This window comes from Caulobacter sp. GSs2, assembly GCF_058680895.1.
Genome location: NZ_CM178725.1, coordinates 2,092,928 through 2,107,351 on the forward strand (window position 1 = coordinate 2,092,928; position 14,424 = coordinate 2,107,351).

Annotated in this window: 15 protein-coding genes and 1 tRNA gene; 8 read left to right on the forward strand and 8 right to left on the reverse strand. The window is 67.5% G+C overall.

Going from position 1 to position 14,424, the window contains the following annotated elements; all coding sequences use genetic code 11:
- Positions 1-24: 24 nt before the first annotated feature.
- Entirely contained in the window at positions 25-255 is a 231-nt protein-coding gene (locus ACW17Z_RS10200) for a helix-turn-helix domain-containing protein (RefSeq protein ID WP_492055915.1), read from the forward strand.
- Between the two features lie 60 nt (positions 256-315).
- Positions 316-987 carry a hypothetical protein gene (locus ACW17Z_RS10205; protein ID WP_492055916.1) on the forward strand — a complete coding sequence of 224 codons (672 nt, stop codon included), beginning with the start codon at positions 316-318 and terminating at the stop codon, positions 985-987.
- 42 nt (positions 988-1,029) lie between these two features.
- Here the strand turns inward: ACW17Z_RS10205 and ACW17Z_RS10210 are convergent, their stop codons facing one another.
- From ACW17Z_RS10210 to hemC, 7 genes are all read right to left on the reverse strand, one after another.
- Entirely contained in the window at positions 1,030-1,488 is a 459-nt protein-coding gene (locus tag ACW17Z_RS10210; RefSeq protein WP_492055917.1) for a hypothetical protein, read from the reverse strand.
- A gap of 340 nt (positions 1,489-1,828) precedes the next feature.
- Positions 1,829-2,353, reverse strand: a complete 525-nt coding sequence (locus ACW17Z_RS10215; protein ID WP_492055918.1) for a hypothetical protein — start codon at positions 2,351-2,353, stop codon at positions 1,829-1,831.
- Between the two features lie 184 nt (positions 2,354-2,537).
- Positions 2,538-2,613 (reverse strand) — tRNA-Thr (locus ACW17Z_RS10220).
- Positions 2,614-2,654: 41 nt separating this feature from the next.
- Positions 2,655-4,190, reverse strand: coding sequence for a heme biosynthesis protein HemY (locus ACW17Z_RS10225; RefSeq protein ID WP_492055919.1), 1,536 nt, complete (start codon positions 4,188-4,190; stop codon positions 2,655-2,657).
- Complete coding sequence (locus tag ACW17Z_RS10230; protein WP_492055920.1) at positions 4,187-5,068, reverse strand: COG4223 family protein; 882 nt, start codon at positions 5,066-5,068, stop codon at positions 4,187-4,189. Before ACW17Z_RS10230 ends, ACW17Z_RS10225 begins: the two co-directional genes overlap by 4 nt.
- Before the next feature lie 42 nt (positions 5,069-5,110).
- Complete coding sequence (locus tag ACW17Z_RS10235) at positions 5,111-5,806, reverse strand: uroporphyrinogen-III synthase (RefSeq protein ID WP_492055921.1); 696 nt, start codon at positions 5,804-5,806, stop codon at positions 5,111-5,113.
- Between the two features lie 3 nt (positions 5,807-5,809).
- The gene (hemC, locus tag ACW17Z_RS10240; protein ID WP_492055922.1) at positions 5,810-6,766 is read right to left on the reverse strand and encodes a hydroxymethylbilane synthase; all 957 of its coding nucleotides are present in this window, start codon (positions 6,764-6,766) and stop codon (positions 5,810-5,812) included.
- A gap of 73 nt (positions 6,767-6,839) precedes the next feature.
- On the opposite strand from hemC, the gene tsaD reads away from it, so the two are divergent.
- The 5 genes from tsaD (at position 6,840) to ACW17Z_RS10265 (ending at position 11,534) form a co-directional block, all read left to right on the forward strand.
- Positions 6,840-7,943, forward strand: a complete 1,104-nt coding sequence (tsaD, locus tag ACW17Z_RS10245) for a tRNA (adenosine(37)-N6)-threonylcarbamoyltransferase complex transferase subunit TsaD (RefSeq protein ID WP_492055923.1) — start codon at positions 6,840-6,842, stop codon at positions 7,941-7,943.
- Entirely contained in the window at positions 7,940-8,938 is a 999-nt protein-coding gene (locus ACW17Z_RS10250; RefSeq protein WP_492055924.1) for an NAD(P)H-dependent glycerol-3-phosphate dehydrogenase, read from the forward strand. The genes tsaD and ACW17Z_RS10250 overlap by 4 nt, the downstream gene beginning before the upstream one ends.
- Before the next feature lie 26 nt (positions 8,939-8,964).
- Positions 8,965-9,246 (forward strand): YciI family protein, encoded by a 282-nt coding sequence (locus ACW17Z_RS10255; protein ID WP_492055925.1) that lies wholly within the window; start codon positions 8,965-8,967, stop codon positions 9,244-9,246.
- Between the two features lie 9 nt (positions 9,247-9,255).
- A complete protein-coding gene (locus ACW17Z_RS10260) occupies positions 9,256-9,621 on the forward strand; it encodes a Rieske (2Fe-2S) protein (protein ID WP_492055926.1) in 366 nt (121 codons plus the stop codon).
- 110 nt (positions 9,622-9,731) lie between these two features.
- Positions 9,732-11,534 carry a methyl-accepting chemotaxis protein gene (locus tag ACW17Z_RS10265; RefSeq protein WP_492055927.1) on the forward strand — a complete coding sequence of 601 codons (1,803 nt, stop codon included), beginning with the start codon at positions 9,732-9,734 and terminating at the stop codon, positions 11,532-11,534.
- 33 nt (positions 11,535-11,567) lie between these two features.
- Here the strand turns inward: ACW17Z_RS10265 and ACW17Z_RS10270 are convergent, their stop codons facing one another.
- Positions 11,568-12,320, reverse strand: a complete 753-nt coding sequence (locus ACW17Z_RS10270) for a creatininase family protein (RefSeq protein ID WP_492055928.1) — start codon at positions 12,318-12,320, stop codon at positions 11,568-11,570.
- 130 nt (positions 12,321-12,450) lie between these two features.
- Here ACW17Z_RS10270 and acs point away from each other — a divergent pair, with 130 nt between their 5' ends.
- Entirely contained in the window at positions 12,451-14,391 is a 1,941-nt protein-coding gene (gene acs, locus ACW17Z_RS10275) for an acetate--CoA ligase (RefSeq protein ID WP_492055929.1), read from the forward strand.
- Positions 14,392-14,424 lie beyond the last annotated feature (33 nt).

Genomic DNA, 14,424 nt, shown 5'->3' on the forward strand with positions numbered 1-14,424 from the left:
ACGCGGGCGGTGTCCAACCTTGGAATGGACATCCGTGAGATCTTCGGCGGAAACTTGCGTCGCTATCGCCAGAAAGCTGGCGTTAGCCAACAGGCCCTCTCCGTGCTGATGGGCGTCGATAGGGCGCACATCAGCAGCATGGAAAGAGGGAAGCAGAACGTCACCCTGCTCACCCTCTGGCATGCTGCGCAGGCGGTTGGTGTGAACCCAGCCGCCCTCCTTGAAAGTCCATCAAACCCTTCGGATCCTGATTGACGCACGATTGCCGGACCACATCGCTTGTGGGCTAAGGTCGGCGCTTGCTAGGTTCCGGCAATGGCCCGCAAAGCGCTAAGTGAAGAAGTGGTCACCGACGTCCTCCTCAAGTCCAGGAGGAGGTGCTGTATTTGTTTTGGCTTGAATCGAGACATGGGCCTGAAGGCCGGACAAATAGCCCACCTCGATCAGAATCGCTCGAACAACAGCGGCGGAAATCTGGCATTCCTTTGCTTGGCTCACCACGACGAGTACGACAGTTCGACAAGCCAGCGCAAAGGCCTCACCCAGAGCGAGGTAAAGGCGTTTCGATCCGAGCTTTACGACCGCCTCAGCGAATATCTCCAAATGCCAGTCCACTTCGGAGAGCTAACACTCCCGCCCAAGGACCCCTATGCGGGGGTTTGGATTCGACTTGGCGGTTCGACCGACAGCGCCGAGATTACCCTGACCCCGATTGGCGACAATCTGGAAGGAGCAGCCCGCTACGCTGTCAGCGGCTTCGCACTTTGGGGGACCCATCGGGAATCGGGACCGAACCTTGGGGAGTTCTCTTTCGTCGGGGACCTATACGATGATCGCATTGTCCATCATGAATTCCGCTTCGATAGCGAGACCTACTCGATCACACTTAGCTTTGACGGCGGTGTGCTGGCGGTCGAAGAGCAAAACTGGCTCACCCGTTACGGCATGAATGTGCATTTCGACGGCCAGTACCGGCGAGCTCGATAGTCCGCGAGGGATAGGCGGCGCACCTATGGGATCTAGCCGCCGTCAGTGCTTTTCGAGCGATCCTAAGCTTGAGCCATAGGTGATCTTCAGCTTCAGGGGATTCTCGACCGAACAATCTCCTTGCATCTCCACCAGAACACCCCGCCCGCACCATGTCTGGCCTCTTTTCGCCCATTGGGACCGGCTCAGCAGGGTGTCGAAAGCGCCCGTTAGGTCGTCGTAATGGGCGAGCTGTTCGAGGTCGCTGCCGATGATCGTGGTCTCGGATCGAGCCCCCCGATGATCGATGTCGAACCGCTGCACGCATTCGACGCCGCCCAACGTGGTCAAAAACGTTCGGTGACAGGGGCCGTGATCGATGACCTCAGTGAGCGTTCCATCACGTTTAAGCATCCCGAACGCCAGATCAAGAACGTCAGGGGTTATGGCGGCGAGATTAGGATCTAGAATCCCGCCCATGAAGTGGTTGATCCTGTCAGTTGATCGTTCGTCAAATGCCATACTCGGCTCCTCGCTCTTGAGAAGCTTATCTTTGGCGACTCCATTCGTATCGCAAGTCCACGATCAGAAGTTTTCTTCAGCCCAGATGTCTCGACCTAATGTCCAGCATCTAGCTTAGCCAACAGGTCTGATAACTTACTGCTTCTGCTCTATAATTTTTCGAATATGAAGCCGCCGTATGAGGGCAGACCGCCCAGAAATATTTCGCGACTGAATGCGTGAGCGAAAAATGACCCGGCGAGGCCTCTTGGTTTCGACCCACAGCCGTGCGCCGTCGACTGTTGTTCAAGGTGCGACTTTCCGATCGACGCCATATCGAGAAACAGGGCCTTGTGGGCGGCTAGATCGCGGACGGGTCGAACGACGTGAACGGAGTGTACGACTGGATGACGAGGCCAGTGACCTTCTTCAGGGCCGTGGCCCCCTTGGCGTCCTTCTCGACCTCGGCACCGATGGCTGCCCGAATCCGATAGCCGATTTCACGGTTGATGGGCCCTTTGCGAGGGTTGCCGTTCTTAAAGATGTCGTCCTGGACGTAGAGGCGATACTGCGCCGCCCATTCCGGGTCAGCCGCAGAGGCTTCGAAGACGTCGGCCGTCAGGGCCGGGCTGAACTTGCCCGCTCGACAGAGCGCCTTGGCCCGCTCCACCGAAGCCGCCACCAGCCACTTGTACGCTTTGATCTGCTGCGTCGTCGCTTCGTCCAGCGTCCCATCCTTGATGACCCGCTCGACGATCAGCTCCTGGATCAGCTCGTTCGGCTCCAATCCCAGCCGCTCGGCGGACGCCGTCAGGGCGCTATAGACGCCATCAGGCAAGGTCAGAGTATGCTTCGAGACTTTCTCGGCTAGAGGCTTGATCGTCATATCCGCTCTGCATCTTATCGACACCGGATATATAGATGTCTTCACATCTCTTTACAAGCTTCTCCACATAAATTTAGAGACGGACGTTCTCTCGCATGGCTAATCGTTTGATTCGCAACGAGAAAGATTTTGGAAAAAGATTTCGAGAGCAGGCCTGGCCTGTGATGCCTCCCAACATGGGAGGTGGTGCCGCTTAGGTGACTCGAACACCTGACCCCATCATTACGAATGATGTGCTCTACCAGCTGAGCTAAAGCGGCCCACAGCGCGTTGGAGACAAGGCCCCGGCGCGAGGAGGCGCCTATTTAGCGGCGCGCGGGCCGCTTGCCAAGCGTCTACGTGAGACTGTGTTGCGACGCGGCGCCGGACCCTCGCCGGAAGGCTCGGAAAGCGGCGTGACGTCGAAGACGCCGGGATCGTCCGGGATCGGCATCAGAGGACCACCGACCTCGGCCGCGCGGACAAAAGGCGTCGATTCCACATAGGCCGAAGGCAGTTCGGGCAGGTCGCTCATGGTCCGTTCACGGCGTTCGTGGCGCGGATGGATCAACTCGCCCGTCTCGGCGAAGCTGACGGCCAGACGGGCCCAGTCCTCACGGCCATAGGCGAAGGCGCGACCTTCAGGGTCGAGATCGGACCAGTCCGGCTCCTGCGGCGCAGCGCGCCCCCGGGCAATCCAGGCCCGCGCCTCGTCGGCCTCACCATTGGCGAAGGCGACGCGGGCCATCAGGCCGGCGAAGCGCGCCGTCGGGGCTTCGTCATCGAGCAGACGGGCTGCGGCGCGAGCGGCGATGGGATCGCCGCCCACCAGGCCGCTCTCGACCCGCAGGATGCGGCTCTCACGGGCTTCGGGCTTCGTCGCAGCAAGAGCGGCCAGACGCCCGGCCCGGACCTTGGGCGTCTCGCTGGTCTTCAGGTCGCGATAGGCGAGCCAAAGGGCGGGATGCGGCGCGCTCTTCCAGGCCGTTTCGATCAGTTGCCCGGCCTTGGCGACCTTGCCATCGGCGGTCAGAAGGCGTGCCGCCATCACTGCGCCGGGTGCGAAGTCAGGCTTGAGCTTGACGGCCTGGAGCGCGAAATCGAGCGCCTGGCTCCGCTTGCGCGGATCGTCAGAGCCTTCGAGGCTGGCGGCCGAGGCGGCCAGAAGGGCGGCGCGCGCGCGCTCGGCGACAACGGGCGGCACGATCTTGCGGTCCAGGGCGGCCTGGGCCAGATCGAGCGCCGACGCCCAGTCGCCCGCCTCGAGCCGGGATTCCAGCAGAGCCCGCCAGGCCCAGCGCGCGGTGCGGGCCAGGCCGAAAGCGGTTTCAGCGTGGCGCACGGCGGTCAGCCTGTCGCCCTCGGCCAGGGCGGTCTGCATCAGGCCGCGCAGGCCGGCCAGCCGCATCTCCGGAAAGCCCAGCATGGCGTTATAGGCGGCCTTGGCGGCCACGTGGTCACCGGCGGCCTCGGCCGCCTGGGCGGCCAGTACGCGAACCAGGGCGGGCGTGTCCTCGGCGAGGTCCGCCGCCTTCTGCGCCAGCCTCCGGGCCTCGGAGCCGTCGCCTGCGGCCACGGCGAGGAAGCCGCGCGACAGGGCCTCGACGCCCTGCTGACGCTTGCTTTCGGCGCGGGCGCGCGACGCGCGACGCGGGGCCTCGACCACCCAGATCAGGCCGCGCCACAGAATGGTGGCCAGCAGCGCGGAAAACAGGGTGAGGAGCGCGGCGGCGGCGGCGGTCATCTCGACCCGCCAGCCCATCCAGTCGAGATGGGCGCGGCCGGGTTCACCCATCAGGGCCAGACTCGCGACGGCGACCGCCGCCACCAGGAACAGGATGAAGGACGCGCGGATCATGGCGCGGCCCGCGAAACCTGGGCCAGGGCGGCCAGGGCGTCGGCGCGGATTACCGCCACGTGGCGATCGACCTCGACGCGGCGCTCGGCCGAAGCCAGCCAGGGGGCCAGGACCAGGAGCGCCGGATCGGGAAGCGCGTCCAGCGTCCGGATCGCGCTCTCGACATCACCCTCATTCAGCAGCCGCTGGGCGCGCGCCAGCTTGGCGTCGGGCGTCGTTCCGCCCGTCGAACTGACCTGACGGATCGAGACGATGCCGGCCAGGGCGTAGCGGATTCGCGCCAGCAGGCCGGCGTCCTGGCCCGGATCACGGGCGGCGGTCGCGGCGCGGCCGGCCAGGGTTTCGAATTCGGCGGCGAGACCGGCCCGGGTCGGGGCGCCCGTCTGGGCCAGGCGCGACAGGGCCCGCAGGTCGGGCGACATCGGCAACACTCGTCCAAGACTGGCCAGTTCCTGGTCGAACGGGCCCGAGGTCTGGGCCGCGTCCGCCAGGGAGGCGGCGGCCAGCGAAGCCGCGGCGGCGTCCAGGACGCCCTTCTGGCCGGCCTCCAGGGCGGCAAGGCGGGCCTCGAGGCGCTCGATCTCTACGACGGAGCCGGCCAGGGTCGGCGCGGCGGCCTCGACCGGAAGCGGCGAGCCGACCGGCAAGCGCGCGGACGGCGGCGTCGCGCTGGGCGTGGCCTGGATCTGGCTGTCGCTGGAACCCTTCACGGGAAACCAGGTCGGCCCGTAGCGGGTGACCAAGGCGCCCAGGATCACGCAGGACACGCATAGGGCGATCATCGCCCAGAAGCCTGCGCCCAGCAGCGGGCGGCGGCGGGCGTACAGCGCGGGATCGCTGGGCGTGACGATTTCAGCGGGATCTGGAGCGGCGTTCATATCCCATTCGTGCCCCACGCCGCACCGCCGCGCAATGTGCAGCTATCGCCCAAGCAGATCGAGCAGGTCAGATTCATGGGGTCGAGGCGCAAAGGCCACAGAGCCGATGCGGCCCAGGCGGTGCGCCGCCAGGAGCGGTTCCGCCACGGCCGGCGACAGACACAGGGCCGCAAGCGCCGGCGCCGGCGCTTGGTCGAGAAGAGCGGCCAGCCCTCGCGCGGCGCGGGGAGACTGCAGCAGCACGGCCTCGAGCCCGGCCAATTGCCCCAGGGTCCCCGGCCCAGGCGGGCGGTCGATCGCGGCATAGACAGCCAGGGTCCGCGCCGCGACCCCCGCACGGGCCAACATCGACGGCAGGTCGGCGGCGGGCTCGCGGGCGCCGACCGCCAGAACAGTCCCTGGGCAGGTTCGTGCGATCAGCGCGGCCAGCGCCTCGACATCGCCGTCGGCGCTGAAAGACTCGGAAAATCCCGCCGCCCGGGCCGCGCGGGCCGTCGCATCGCCCACGGCGAACACCTGAAGGTCGCGCGCGGTTGTCAGGCGCGCGAAAGCCTCGACGCCGTTGGCGCTGGTGAAGGCGAGCGCCCCTATCCCGGCCAGGTCGACCACCGGCGCGAGAAACCGGATCTCCAGCAGGGGATCGACGAGCGCCTTAAAGCCCAGGGCCTCAACGCGGCGGGCGGTCGCCTCGGCGCCGGGGCGGGCGCGGGTAATCCAGACCGTGCCGCCCTTGCGCATCGGCTAGTCCGGCAGGATCAGGGCGTCGCCGCCCTCGGCCCGCACGGCCGCGCCCAGAGACAGGCCCAGCTGCCGAGCGGCCGCGATATCGTCGGACCCATCAAGCGTGACCTCGCCCTCGCGCCTGAACCGCTGCACGCCGTCGGGGGTCAGGGCCTCGACGATCATCGACAAGCGCTGGCCGTCGAGGATGGCGTAGGCGCCGATGGCGGTGCGGCACGAACCTTCCAGCGCGTAGAGCGCGCCGCGCTCGGCGGCGACGCAGATCGTGGTGGGACGGCAGCGGACGGCGTCGAGCCAGCCGGCGTTCACATCTTCAAGGCGCGTCTCGATGACCAGGGCGCCCTGGCCCGGCGCCGGCGGACAGGCGATCGGGTCGAGCCAGCTCTTCGGCAGGTGACCCAGGCCAAGACGGTTCAGGCCCGACTGCGCCAGCAGGATGGCGTCGGCCTCGCCGCGTTCCAGCTTGGCCAGGCGGGTGTCGACATTGCCGCGCAGCATGACGATCTCAAGGTCCGGGCGCACATGCAGGGCCTGAGCCTGACGACGCAAGGACGCCGTGCCCAGGCGCGCGCCGTGGGGCAGGTCTTCCAGACGATCGCAGATATTGCTGATAAAGGCGTCGCGGGGATCCTCGCGCTCGGGCGTGGCGGCCAGGATCAGGCCCGGCGGCAGTTCGGCCGGCATGTCCTTCAGCGAGTGGATGGCGCAGTCGATGCGGCCGTCCAGCAGGGCTTCCTCGATTTCCTTGGTGAACAGGCCCTTGCCGCCGATCTCCATCAGGCGGCGATCCTGGATGCGGTCGCCGGTGGTGACGATCGGGATCAGGGGCGCATAGGCCTCTTCCTCGCCGGGCGATCCGCCGAGCGCAGCGGCGATCCGCGCCTGCATGAGACCGGACTGAGCCAGGGACAGCTTGGAGCCACGGGCGCCAATACGGATGGGAGGTTGCCGGGACACGGTCTGAACGTTACCTGCGGAGACAAGATTGAAGCCATCGCTGCTACAGGAGCGGCGGGAACCCCGCAACCGAATGCCAAATTCCACGACCCTCGGCCTGACCATCCTTGGCCTGGAGACCAGCTGTGACGAGACTGCGGCCTCGGTCGTGCGCCGTGAGGGTGACGGAATGGTCACGGTGCTGTCCTCGATCATCGGCACCCAGTTCGAGCAACACGCCCCGTTCGGCGGGGTGGTGCCGGAAATCGCCGCCCGCGCCCATGTCGAGGCCATCGACGCCATCGCCGCCGAGGCCATGCGCGCGGCGGGCATCGGCTTCGACCAGATCGACGGCGTCGCCGCCACGGCCGGCCCAGGCCTGGTGGGCGGGGTGATGGTCGGGCTGGCGTTCGGCAAGGCCGTGGCCCTGGCCCGCAACATTCCCCTGGTGGCGGTCAATCATCTGGAAGGCCATGCGGTTTCGGCCCGGCTGGGGGCCGACATTCCCTATCCCTTCCTGCTGCTGCTGGTTTCCGGCGGCCACTGCCAGTTGCTGGAAGTGGCCGGGGTCGGGGCCTGCACCCGCCTGGGCACCACCATCGATGATGCGGCCGGCGAGGCTTTCGACAAGATCGCCAAGTCCCTGGGCCTGCCCTATCCGGGCGGGCCGGCGCTGGAAAAGCTCGCCGCCACCGGCGACGGCTCCAAGTTCGAGCTGCCGCGCGCCCTGTTGGGCCGCAAGGATTGCGACTTCTCGTTCTCGGGCCTGAAGACCGCTGCGGCGCGGCAGGCCGAAAAAATCACGGGCGAGCAATCGCGCGCCGATCTGGCCGCCGCCGTGCAGGCCGCCATCGCCCGCCAGCTGTCGGAACGCACCGACCGGGCGATGAAGCTCTACAAAGCGAGCCACCCCGATCAACCGCTGCGCTTCGTGGTGGCCGGCGGCGTCGCGGCCAATGGCGCGGTCAAGGCGGCGCTCCGCAGGAACTGCGACGACAACGGCTATTCGTTCGACGCCCCGCCGCTGGTCTATTGCACCGACAACGCCGCGATGATCGCCCTGGCCGGCGCAGAGCGGCTGGCTTTGGGGATTTCAGACGATCTCGACGCCGTCGCCCGGCCGCGTTGGCCGCTGGACGAGGCGGCGGCGTTATCCAATCCGAGCAACAGTTTCGGTCGCAAGGGAGCCAAGGCATGACGACCTTTCAGCACGCGGGCGTCATCGGCGCCGGAGCCTGGGGCACGGCCCTGGCCCAGGTCTGCGCCCGGGCTGGTCTGCGGGTCACCCTGCAGGCCCGCGAGACAGAGGTGGTCGAGAGCATCGCCGCCAAACGCGAGAACACACTATTCCTGCCCGGCGTCGTGCTGGAGCCCGAGATCGCAGCCGTTTCCGACATGGCCGGCCTGGCGTCGTGCGACCTGATCCTGGCCGTGGCCCCGGCCCAGCACCTGCGCTCGGCGCTCAAGGCCCTGGCCCCGCACCTGCGCTCGGGCGTGCCGGTGGTGCTGTGCGCCAAGGGCGTCGAGCAGGGTACGCTGAAACTGATGACCGAGGTCGCCGCCGAGGCCCTGCCCGGCGCGCCTCTGGCCGTGCTGTCGGGCCCCAGCTTCGCCGGCGAGGTGGCCCGCAACCTGCCGACCGCCGTCACCCTGGCCTGCGAGGACGAGGCGCTGGGCCGCGCCATCGCCGAGGCCATCGCCACCCCCACATTCCGCCCCTATATCGCCGCCGACATGATCGGGGCCGAGGCCGGCGGGGCGGTCAAGAACGTGCTGGCCATCGCCTGCGGCATCGTCGAGGGCAAGGGCCTGGGCCGCAGCGCCCACGCCGCCCTGATCACCCGGGGCTTCGCCGAACTAACCCGCCTGGCCATGGCCCTGGGGGCCAAGGCCGAGACCGTGGCCGGCCTGTGCGGCCTGGGCGACCTGGTCCTGACCTGCTCCAGCCCACAATCGCGCAACATGAGCGTCGGCCTGGCCCTGGGTGGCGGCATGACCCTGGCCGAGGCCCTGGCCGGCAAGCTGTCGGTGGCGGAGGGCGTCGCCTCGGCCCCGGCCGTCCGCGACCTTGCTGCGCGCCTGGGGGTCGAGATGCCGATCTGCCAGGCCGTCGCCGCCATCCTGGCGGGCGAGGCGCAGGTCGACGCCGCCATCGCGGGGTTGCTGTCGCGCCCGCTGAAATCCGAAGCTTGAACGCCGCTACATATAAGGAGCGCCCGATGCCCCTCTTCGCCATCACCTGCAAGGACAAGCCCGGCGCGCTCGAGACGCGTCTGGCCACCCGCCCCGTCCATCTCGACTATCTGAAAGCCTCGACCGGGCTGAAGCTGGCCGGCGCCCTGCTGGGCGAGGACGGCAATCCGATCGGCTCCCTGCTGATCGTCGAGGCCGACGACCTGGCCGCCGCCCAGGCCCAGGCTGACAACGACCCCTTTACCGCCGCCGGCGTGTTCGAGAGCGTCGAGGTCCGCCCCTGGCGCCTGGCGATCGGCGAGCTCTAGCGTCCGCTCGTGCGATCCGACCCCGACAATCCTGCCCGCCCGGCTCCCGGGACGGTGCTCTGCGCGCTGGACGAGATCCCCTCGCCCGGCGCCAAGGGGTTTCGCTTCCGCCAGGACGAGGCCCTGTTCGCAGGCTTCGTGGTGCGACAGGGCGAGGCCGTGTTCGGCTATGTCGACAGCTGCCCGCATGCCGGCTGGCCCATGGCGGGCTTCGCCGGGCGATATCTGACCCGCGACAACGACCTGATCCTGTGCGGCGGCCACGCGGCCCTGTTCCGCATCGAGGACGGCGTCTGCCTGGCCGGTCCCTGCCCGGGCCAGACCCTGACGCCTTGGCCGGTGCGGATCCAGGCGGGCGAGGTGCATACTACCTGACCGCGCGACGTTTTGTCGCCGCGCCGCCACGGTAGAGTTAAGACCCGTTAGACATGTCGTCGCCATGATCTGCCCCTGCGGAAGCGATTTCTGACGGGAGAGACGGTCACATGGCGTCACTGGGCCAGAAGATCATCGGGGCGTGCGGCGGCGCGGCCCTCCTCTGCGCGGCGACAGCGGGCACCGGACTTTGGGTGGCGTTCAGCCTCGACAAGGCCCTCGAACGCGCCTCGACGTCGTCTCGCATCCTGCGCCTGCACATGCACGCCGACATGATGCACGACGCCCTGCGCGGCGATGTCGGCGGGGCCATCATGTCCAGCGACCCAGCCCTGGGGTTCGACATCAAGGCCGTTCGCGCCGACCTCGCCGAGCACGTCGCGGCCTTCGAAGAGGATATCAAGGCCGCAGAACAGCTTGCGCATGATCCGGCGATCGAGGCCGCCCTGAAGGACGTCGAGCCCCCACTGGGCGCCTATATCGCCGCCGCCTCGGGCCTGATCGCCGTAGCCGATACCGATCCAGCCGCCGCCCGCAGCCTGCTGCCGGACTTCAACAACCAGTTCGCGATCCTCGAAGACAAGATGGAGCAGGCCTCCGGGAAGATTGAGGCGGCCGCCACCCGCGATGCCGAAGCGGCCCGAAGCCTGGGCGTCTTGGGCCAGATCGTGATGGGGGCCCTGCTGCTGTCCGCCGCCGCCCTGGCCGTGGGCCTGATCCTGGCCGCCCAAAGGGTCCTTATCGCGCCTCTGTCCGAGATCACCCGCTGCCTGCGGCGACTGGCGGTCGGCGACTTCTCGGCCGCCCTGCCCAAGCTGGGGCGCAAGGACGAGATCGGCGAGATGGCCTCCGCCGTCCACGCCTTCCGCGACGCCGTCGAGGCGTGTCAGAAGGAGCTCAAAGCCACCGATGTCCGCGAGGCCTTGGAAGCCGAACGCCGCGCCGCCGAGACTCGCCGCGCCTCTGAAGATGCGGCCCAGAACGCCGTGGTCGGCAACCTGGGCGATGCCCTGCGCCACCTGTCGAACGGCGACCTGTCGCACCGCATCGATCAGCAATTCCCCGAAGGCTATGAGCGCCTGCGCATCGACTACAACGCTGCTGTCGACAAGTTGTCGGGCGTGATCGCCGCTTCGCTGGAAGGCGTTTCACTGATCCATGGCGGCGCCGCCGAGATCACCGAGGCCGCTGACGACCTGTCGCGCCGCACCGAGCATCAAGCCGCCAGCCTCGAGGAGGCCGCCGCCGCCCTTGACGAAATCACCAGCACGGTGCGCCAGACCGCCGAAGGGGCCAATCGCGTCCGCAAGGTTGTCGAAGCGGCCCGCACTGCCGCCGGCAACAGCGGCGCCGTCGTGGACCAGGCGGTCGGCGCCATGGGCGCGATTGAAAAGTCTTCCAGCCAGATCGGCCAGATCATCGGTGTGATCGACGAGATCGCCTTCCAGACCAATCTTCTGGCCCTGAACGCCGGGGTCGAGGCCGCCCGGGCCGGCGAGGCCGGTCGCGGCTTCGCCGTCGTCGCCCAGGAAGTCCGGGCCCTGGCCCAGCGCTCGGCCGACGCCGCCAAGCAGATCAAGACCCTGATCGCCACCAGTGCGGCCGAGGTCGGCCAGGGGGTCGAATATGTCGGCAAGGCGGGCGAGGCCCTGCGCGCCATTGCCGACGAGGTCGACCAGATCGACGCCCTGGTCGGCGCCATGGCGGCCTCTGCCCAGGAACAGGCCCGCGGCCTGGCCGAGGTCAATACGACCATGAACCAGATGGATCAGGTCACCCAGCAGAACGCGGCCATGGTCGAGGAGACCACCGCCGCCAGCCACGCTCTGGCTCAGGAAGCCACACGTCTGGCCGAGCGCATGGGTGAATTGCGGATCGCCGATGGCCGGGTCGCCCAGCGGCGGGCGGCTTAAACCTCGTTCAAGGCAAACAAGACTTGTGTGCTTTTAGGCTGGAGCCTTCTCCGCCGAAAAGGCCGCCAGATCCTCGATCAGAGACTTGGCCGCCATCGCCACCAGTTCGCCGCCCTTTTCCGGCGTGGCCAGGGCCGGGTCCGAGCCCATGCGGCCGTCGGGATAGCGGGCGCGGAAGTCCAGGGCCTCGCGGATCGGGCCGGTGGGCGCGATCTTGGGCTCATAGGCCGTGGTCTTGATAGTTTCCGGATAGGCCCACTGGGTCACCGCGATCTCGGACGGCGTCGCATGGCTGCCATGACCCACCGGGAATTGCCGGTTGGCCAGGGCGTTGACGCCGGCCAGGTCCCACCAGTTCTTCAGCTTCAGGGCGAACGGCGCCCGCGCGCCGCGGAAGCTGTAGTCGGCATAGATCTCGGAGAACGCCGCCTCGATCGAGGCGACATTGCCGCCGTGGCCGTTGAGGAAATAGATCCGCTCAAAGCCGTGCGCGCCCAGCGACCGCACCCAGTCGCCGATCGCGGCGATGAAGGTCGAGGGGCGCAGGAAGATGGTGCCCGGAAACGCCAGGTGATGCTGGGCCATGCCGATATTGAAGGTCGGGGCCACAAGCACGGTGTCGGACTGCTTCTGGGCCTCGTGCGAGATGATCTCCGGGCAAAGCCAGTCGGTGCCCAGAAGGCCCGTGGGGCCGTGCTGCTCGTTGGAGCCGATCGGCACGACCACGGTTTTCGACGTCTTCAGGAAGGTCTCGATCTCGGACCAGGTCGACAGGGCGAGCAGCATGAGAACCTCCGCAATGAACAGGCCTTCGGCATAGCGCGGCCCAATCGTGCAAGAAACCGCAAAGGTATTCTTGCGCCCCGGGACGGGCCGCGCATAACTCCCGCCCAACAAGACCAAGGGAGTAGATGGCGTGAGCGACGGACAGGTTTTCCCGGTTCCAGAGGCCCTGGCGCAGCAGGCGCATATCGACGCCGCCGCCTATGAAGCCGCCCTCGCCCGCGTCGAGGCCGATCCGGAAGGCTATTGGCGCGACATCGCCGAGCGACTGGACTGGATCAAGGCGCCCACCCAGATCAAGGACGTGTCGTTCAACAAGGACGACTTCCGCATCCGCTGGTACGCCGACGGGGTGCTGAACGTCAGCGCCAACTGCATCGACCGCCACCTGCCGCACAAGAAGGACGAGGTCGCCCTGATCTTCGAAGGCGACGAGCCGGGAACCTCCGACACCCTGACCTATGGCCAGCTGCATGAGGAGGTTTGCCGCATGGCCAACGTCCTCAAGGTGCAGGGGGTCCAGAAGGGCGACCGGGTGACGATCTATCTGCCGATGATCCCGATCGCGGCCGTGGCCATGCTGGCCTGCGCCCGCATCGGCGCCGTGCATTCGGTGGTGTTCGGCGGCTTTTCGCCTGACAGCATCGCCGGCCGCATCCAGGACTGCGCCTCGCACTTCGTGATCACCGCCGACGAGGGCAAGCGCGGCGGCAAGCGCGTGCCGCTGAAGGCCAATATCGACGAGGCGCTGAAGAGCTGCCCGTGGGTCGGCAAGGTGCTGATGGTCCGCTGGACCGGCGCCGACGTGCCGCTGGTCAAGAACCGCGACATCGTCTGGCAGGACGTGCGCGAGGCGGTCTCGGCCGAGTGCGCGCCCGAGCCGATGAACGCCGAGGATCCGCTGTTCATCCTCTACACGTCCGGCTCGACCGGAAAGCCCAAGGGCGTGCTGCACACCACCGGCGGCTATCTGGCCTGGGCGTCGTGGACCTTCTGGGCGGTGTTTGACTACAAACCGGGCGAAGTCTTCTGGTGCACCGCCGACGTCGGCTGGGTGACCGGCCACAGCTATGTGGTCTACGGCCCGCTGGCCAATGGCGGGACCAGTCTGATCTTCGAGGGCGTGCCCAACTATCCCACCCCCAGCCGGTTCTGGGAGGTGATCGACAAGCACAAGGTCGAGATCTTCTATACCGCCCCCACCGCCCTGCGCGCCCTGATGCGCGAGGGCGACGAGCACGTCACCAAGAACGATCTTTCGTCGCTGCGCCTGCTGGGCAGTGTCGGCGAGCCGATCAATCCGGAGGTCTGGCTCTGGTACCACCGCGTGGTCGGCAAGGCGAAACTGCCGATCGTCGACACCTGGTGGCAGACCGAGACCGGCGGCATGCTGATCACGCCACTGCCCGGCGCGACGGCCCTGAAGCCCGGCTCGGCCTCCAGGCCCCTGCCCGGCGTCAAGCCGCAGCTGGTCGACGCTGAAGGCGCGGTTCTGGACGGCGCGACCGAAGGCAACCTGGTGATCACCGACAGCTGGCCGGGCATGATGCGCACGGTCTATGGCGACCACGGCCGGTTCTTCGAGACCTATTTCAGCACCTATCCCGGCAAGTACTTCACCGGCGACGGCTGCCGCCGCGACGCCGACGGCTATTACTGGATCACCGGCCGGGTCGATGACGTGATCAATGTCTCGGGCCACCGCCTGGGCACAGCCGAGATCGAGAGCGCGCTCGTCGCCCACGAGACCGTCGCCGAGGCCGCCGTGGTCGGGTGCCCGCACGACATCAAAGGTCAGGGCGTCTATGCCTATGTGACCCTGAACGCAGACGTCACCCCGACCGATGATCTGCGCAAGGCGCTGGTGCTGTGGGTCCGCCACGAGATCGGCCCGTTCGCTGCGCCGGACGTCATCCAGTGGGCCCCAGGGCTTCCCAAGACCCGGTCGGGCAAGATCATGCGCCGCATTCTGCGCAAGATCGCCGAGAACGACCTCACCAGCCTGGGTGACACCTCGACCCTGGCCGATCCGTCGGTCGTCGATGATCTGGTGAAAAATCGCGCCGGCGCGTGACGGCGAGGCCATCGGCGCGTTAGCGTCAGGATG

Coding starts and splice junctions, on each gene's coding strand:
- ACW17Z_RS10210 (WP_492055917.1), bottom strand. CDS start 1,488: ATGGCATTTGACGAACGATCAACTGACAGGATCAACCACTTCATGGGC.
- ACW17Z_RS10265 (WP_492055927.1), top strand. CDS start 9,732: ATGGCGTCACTGGGCCAGAAGATCATCGGGGCGTGCGGCGGCGCGGCC.
- ACW17Z_RS10270 (WP_492055928.1), bottom strand. CDS start 12,320: ATGCTGCTCGCCCTGTCGACCTGGTCCGAGATCGAGACCTTCCTGAAG.
- ACW17Z_RS10255 (WP_492055925.1), top strand. CDS start 8,965: ATGCCCCTCTTCGCCATCACCTGCAAGGACAAGCCCGGCGCGCTCGAG.
- ACW17Z_RS10250 (WP_492055924.1), top strand. CDS start 7,940: ATGACGACCTTTCAGCACGCGGGCGTCATCGGCGCCGGAGCCTGGGGC.
- ACW17Z_RS10230 (WP_492055920.1), bottom strand. CDS start 5,068: ATGAACGCCGCTCCAGATCCCGCTGAAATCGTCACGCCCAGCGATCCC.
- ACW17Z_RS10205 (WP_492055916.1), top strand. CDS start 316: ATGGCCCGCAAAGCGCTAAGTGAAGAAGTGGTCACCGACGTCCTCCTC.
- tsaD (WP_492055923.1), top strand. CDS start 6,840: ATGCCAAATTCCACGACCCTCGGCCTGACCATCCTTGGCCTGGAGACC.
- ACW17Z_RS10235 (WP_492055921.1), bottom strand. CDS start 5,806: ATGCGCAAGGGCGGCACGGTCTGGATTACCCGCGCCCGCCCCGGCGCC.
- ACW17Z_RS10225 (WP_492055919.1), bottom strand. CDS start 4,190: ATGATCCGCGCGTCCTTCATCCTGTTCCTGGTGGCGGCGGTCGCCGTC.
- ACW17Z_RS10215 (WP_492055918.1), bottom strand. CDS start 2,353: ATGACGATCAAGCCTCTAGCCGAGAAAGTCTCGAAGCATACTCTGACC.
- ACW17Z_RS10200 (WP_492055915.1), top strand. CDS start 25: ATGGACATCCGTGAGATCTTCGGCGGAAACTTGCGTCGCTATCGCCAG.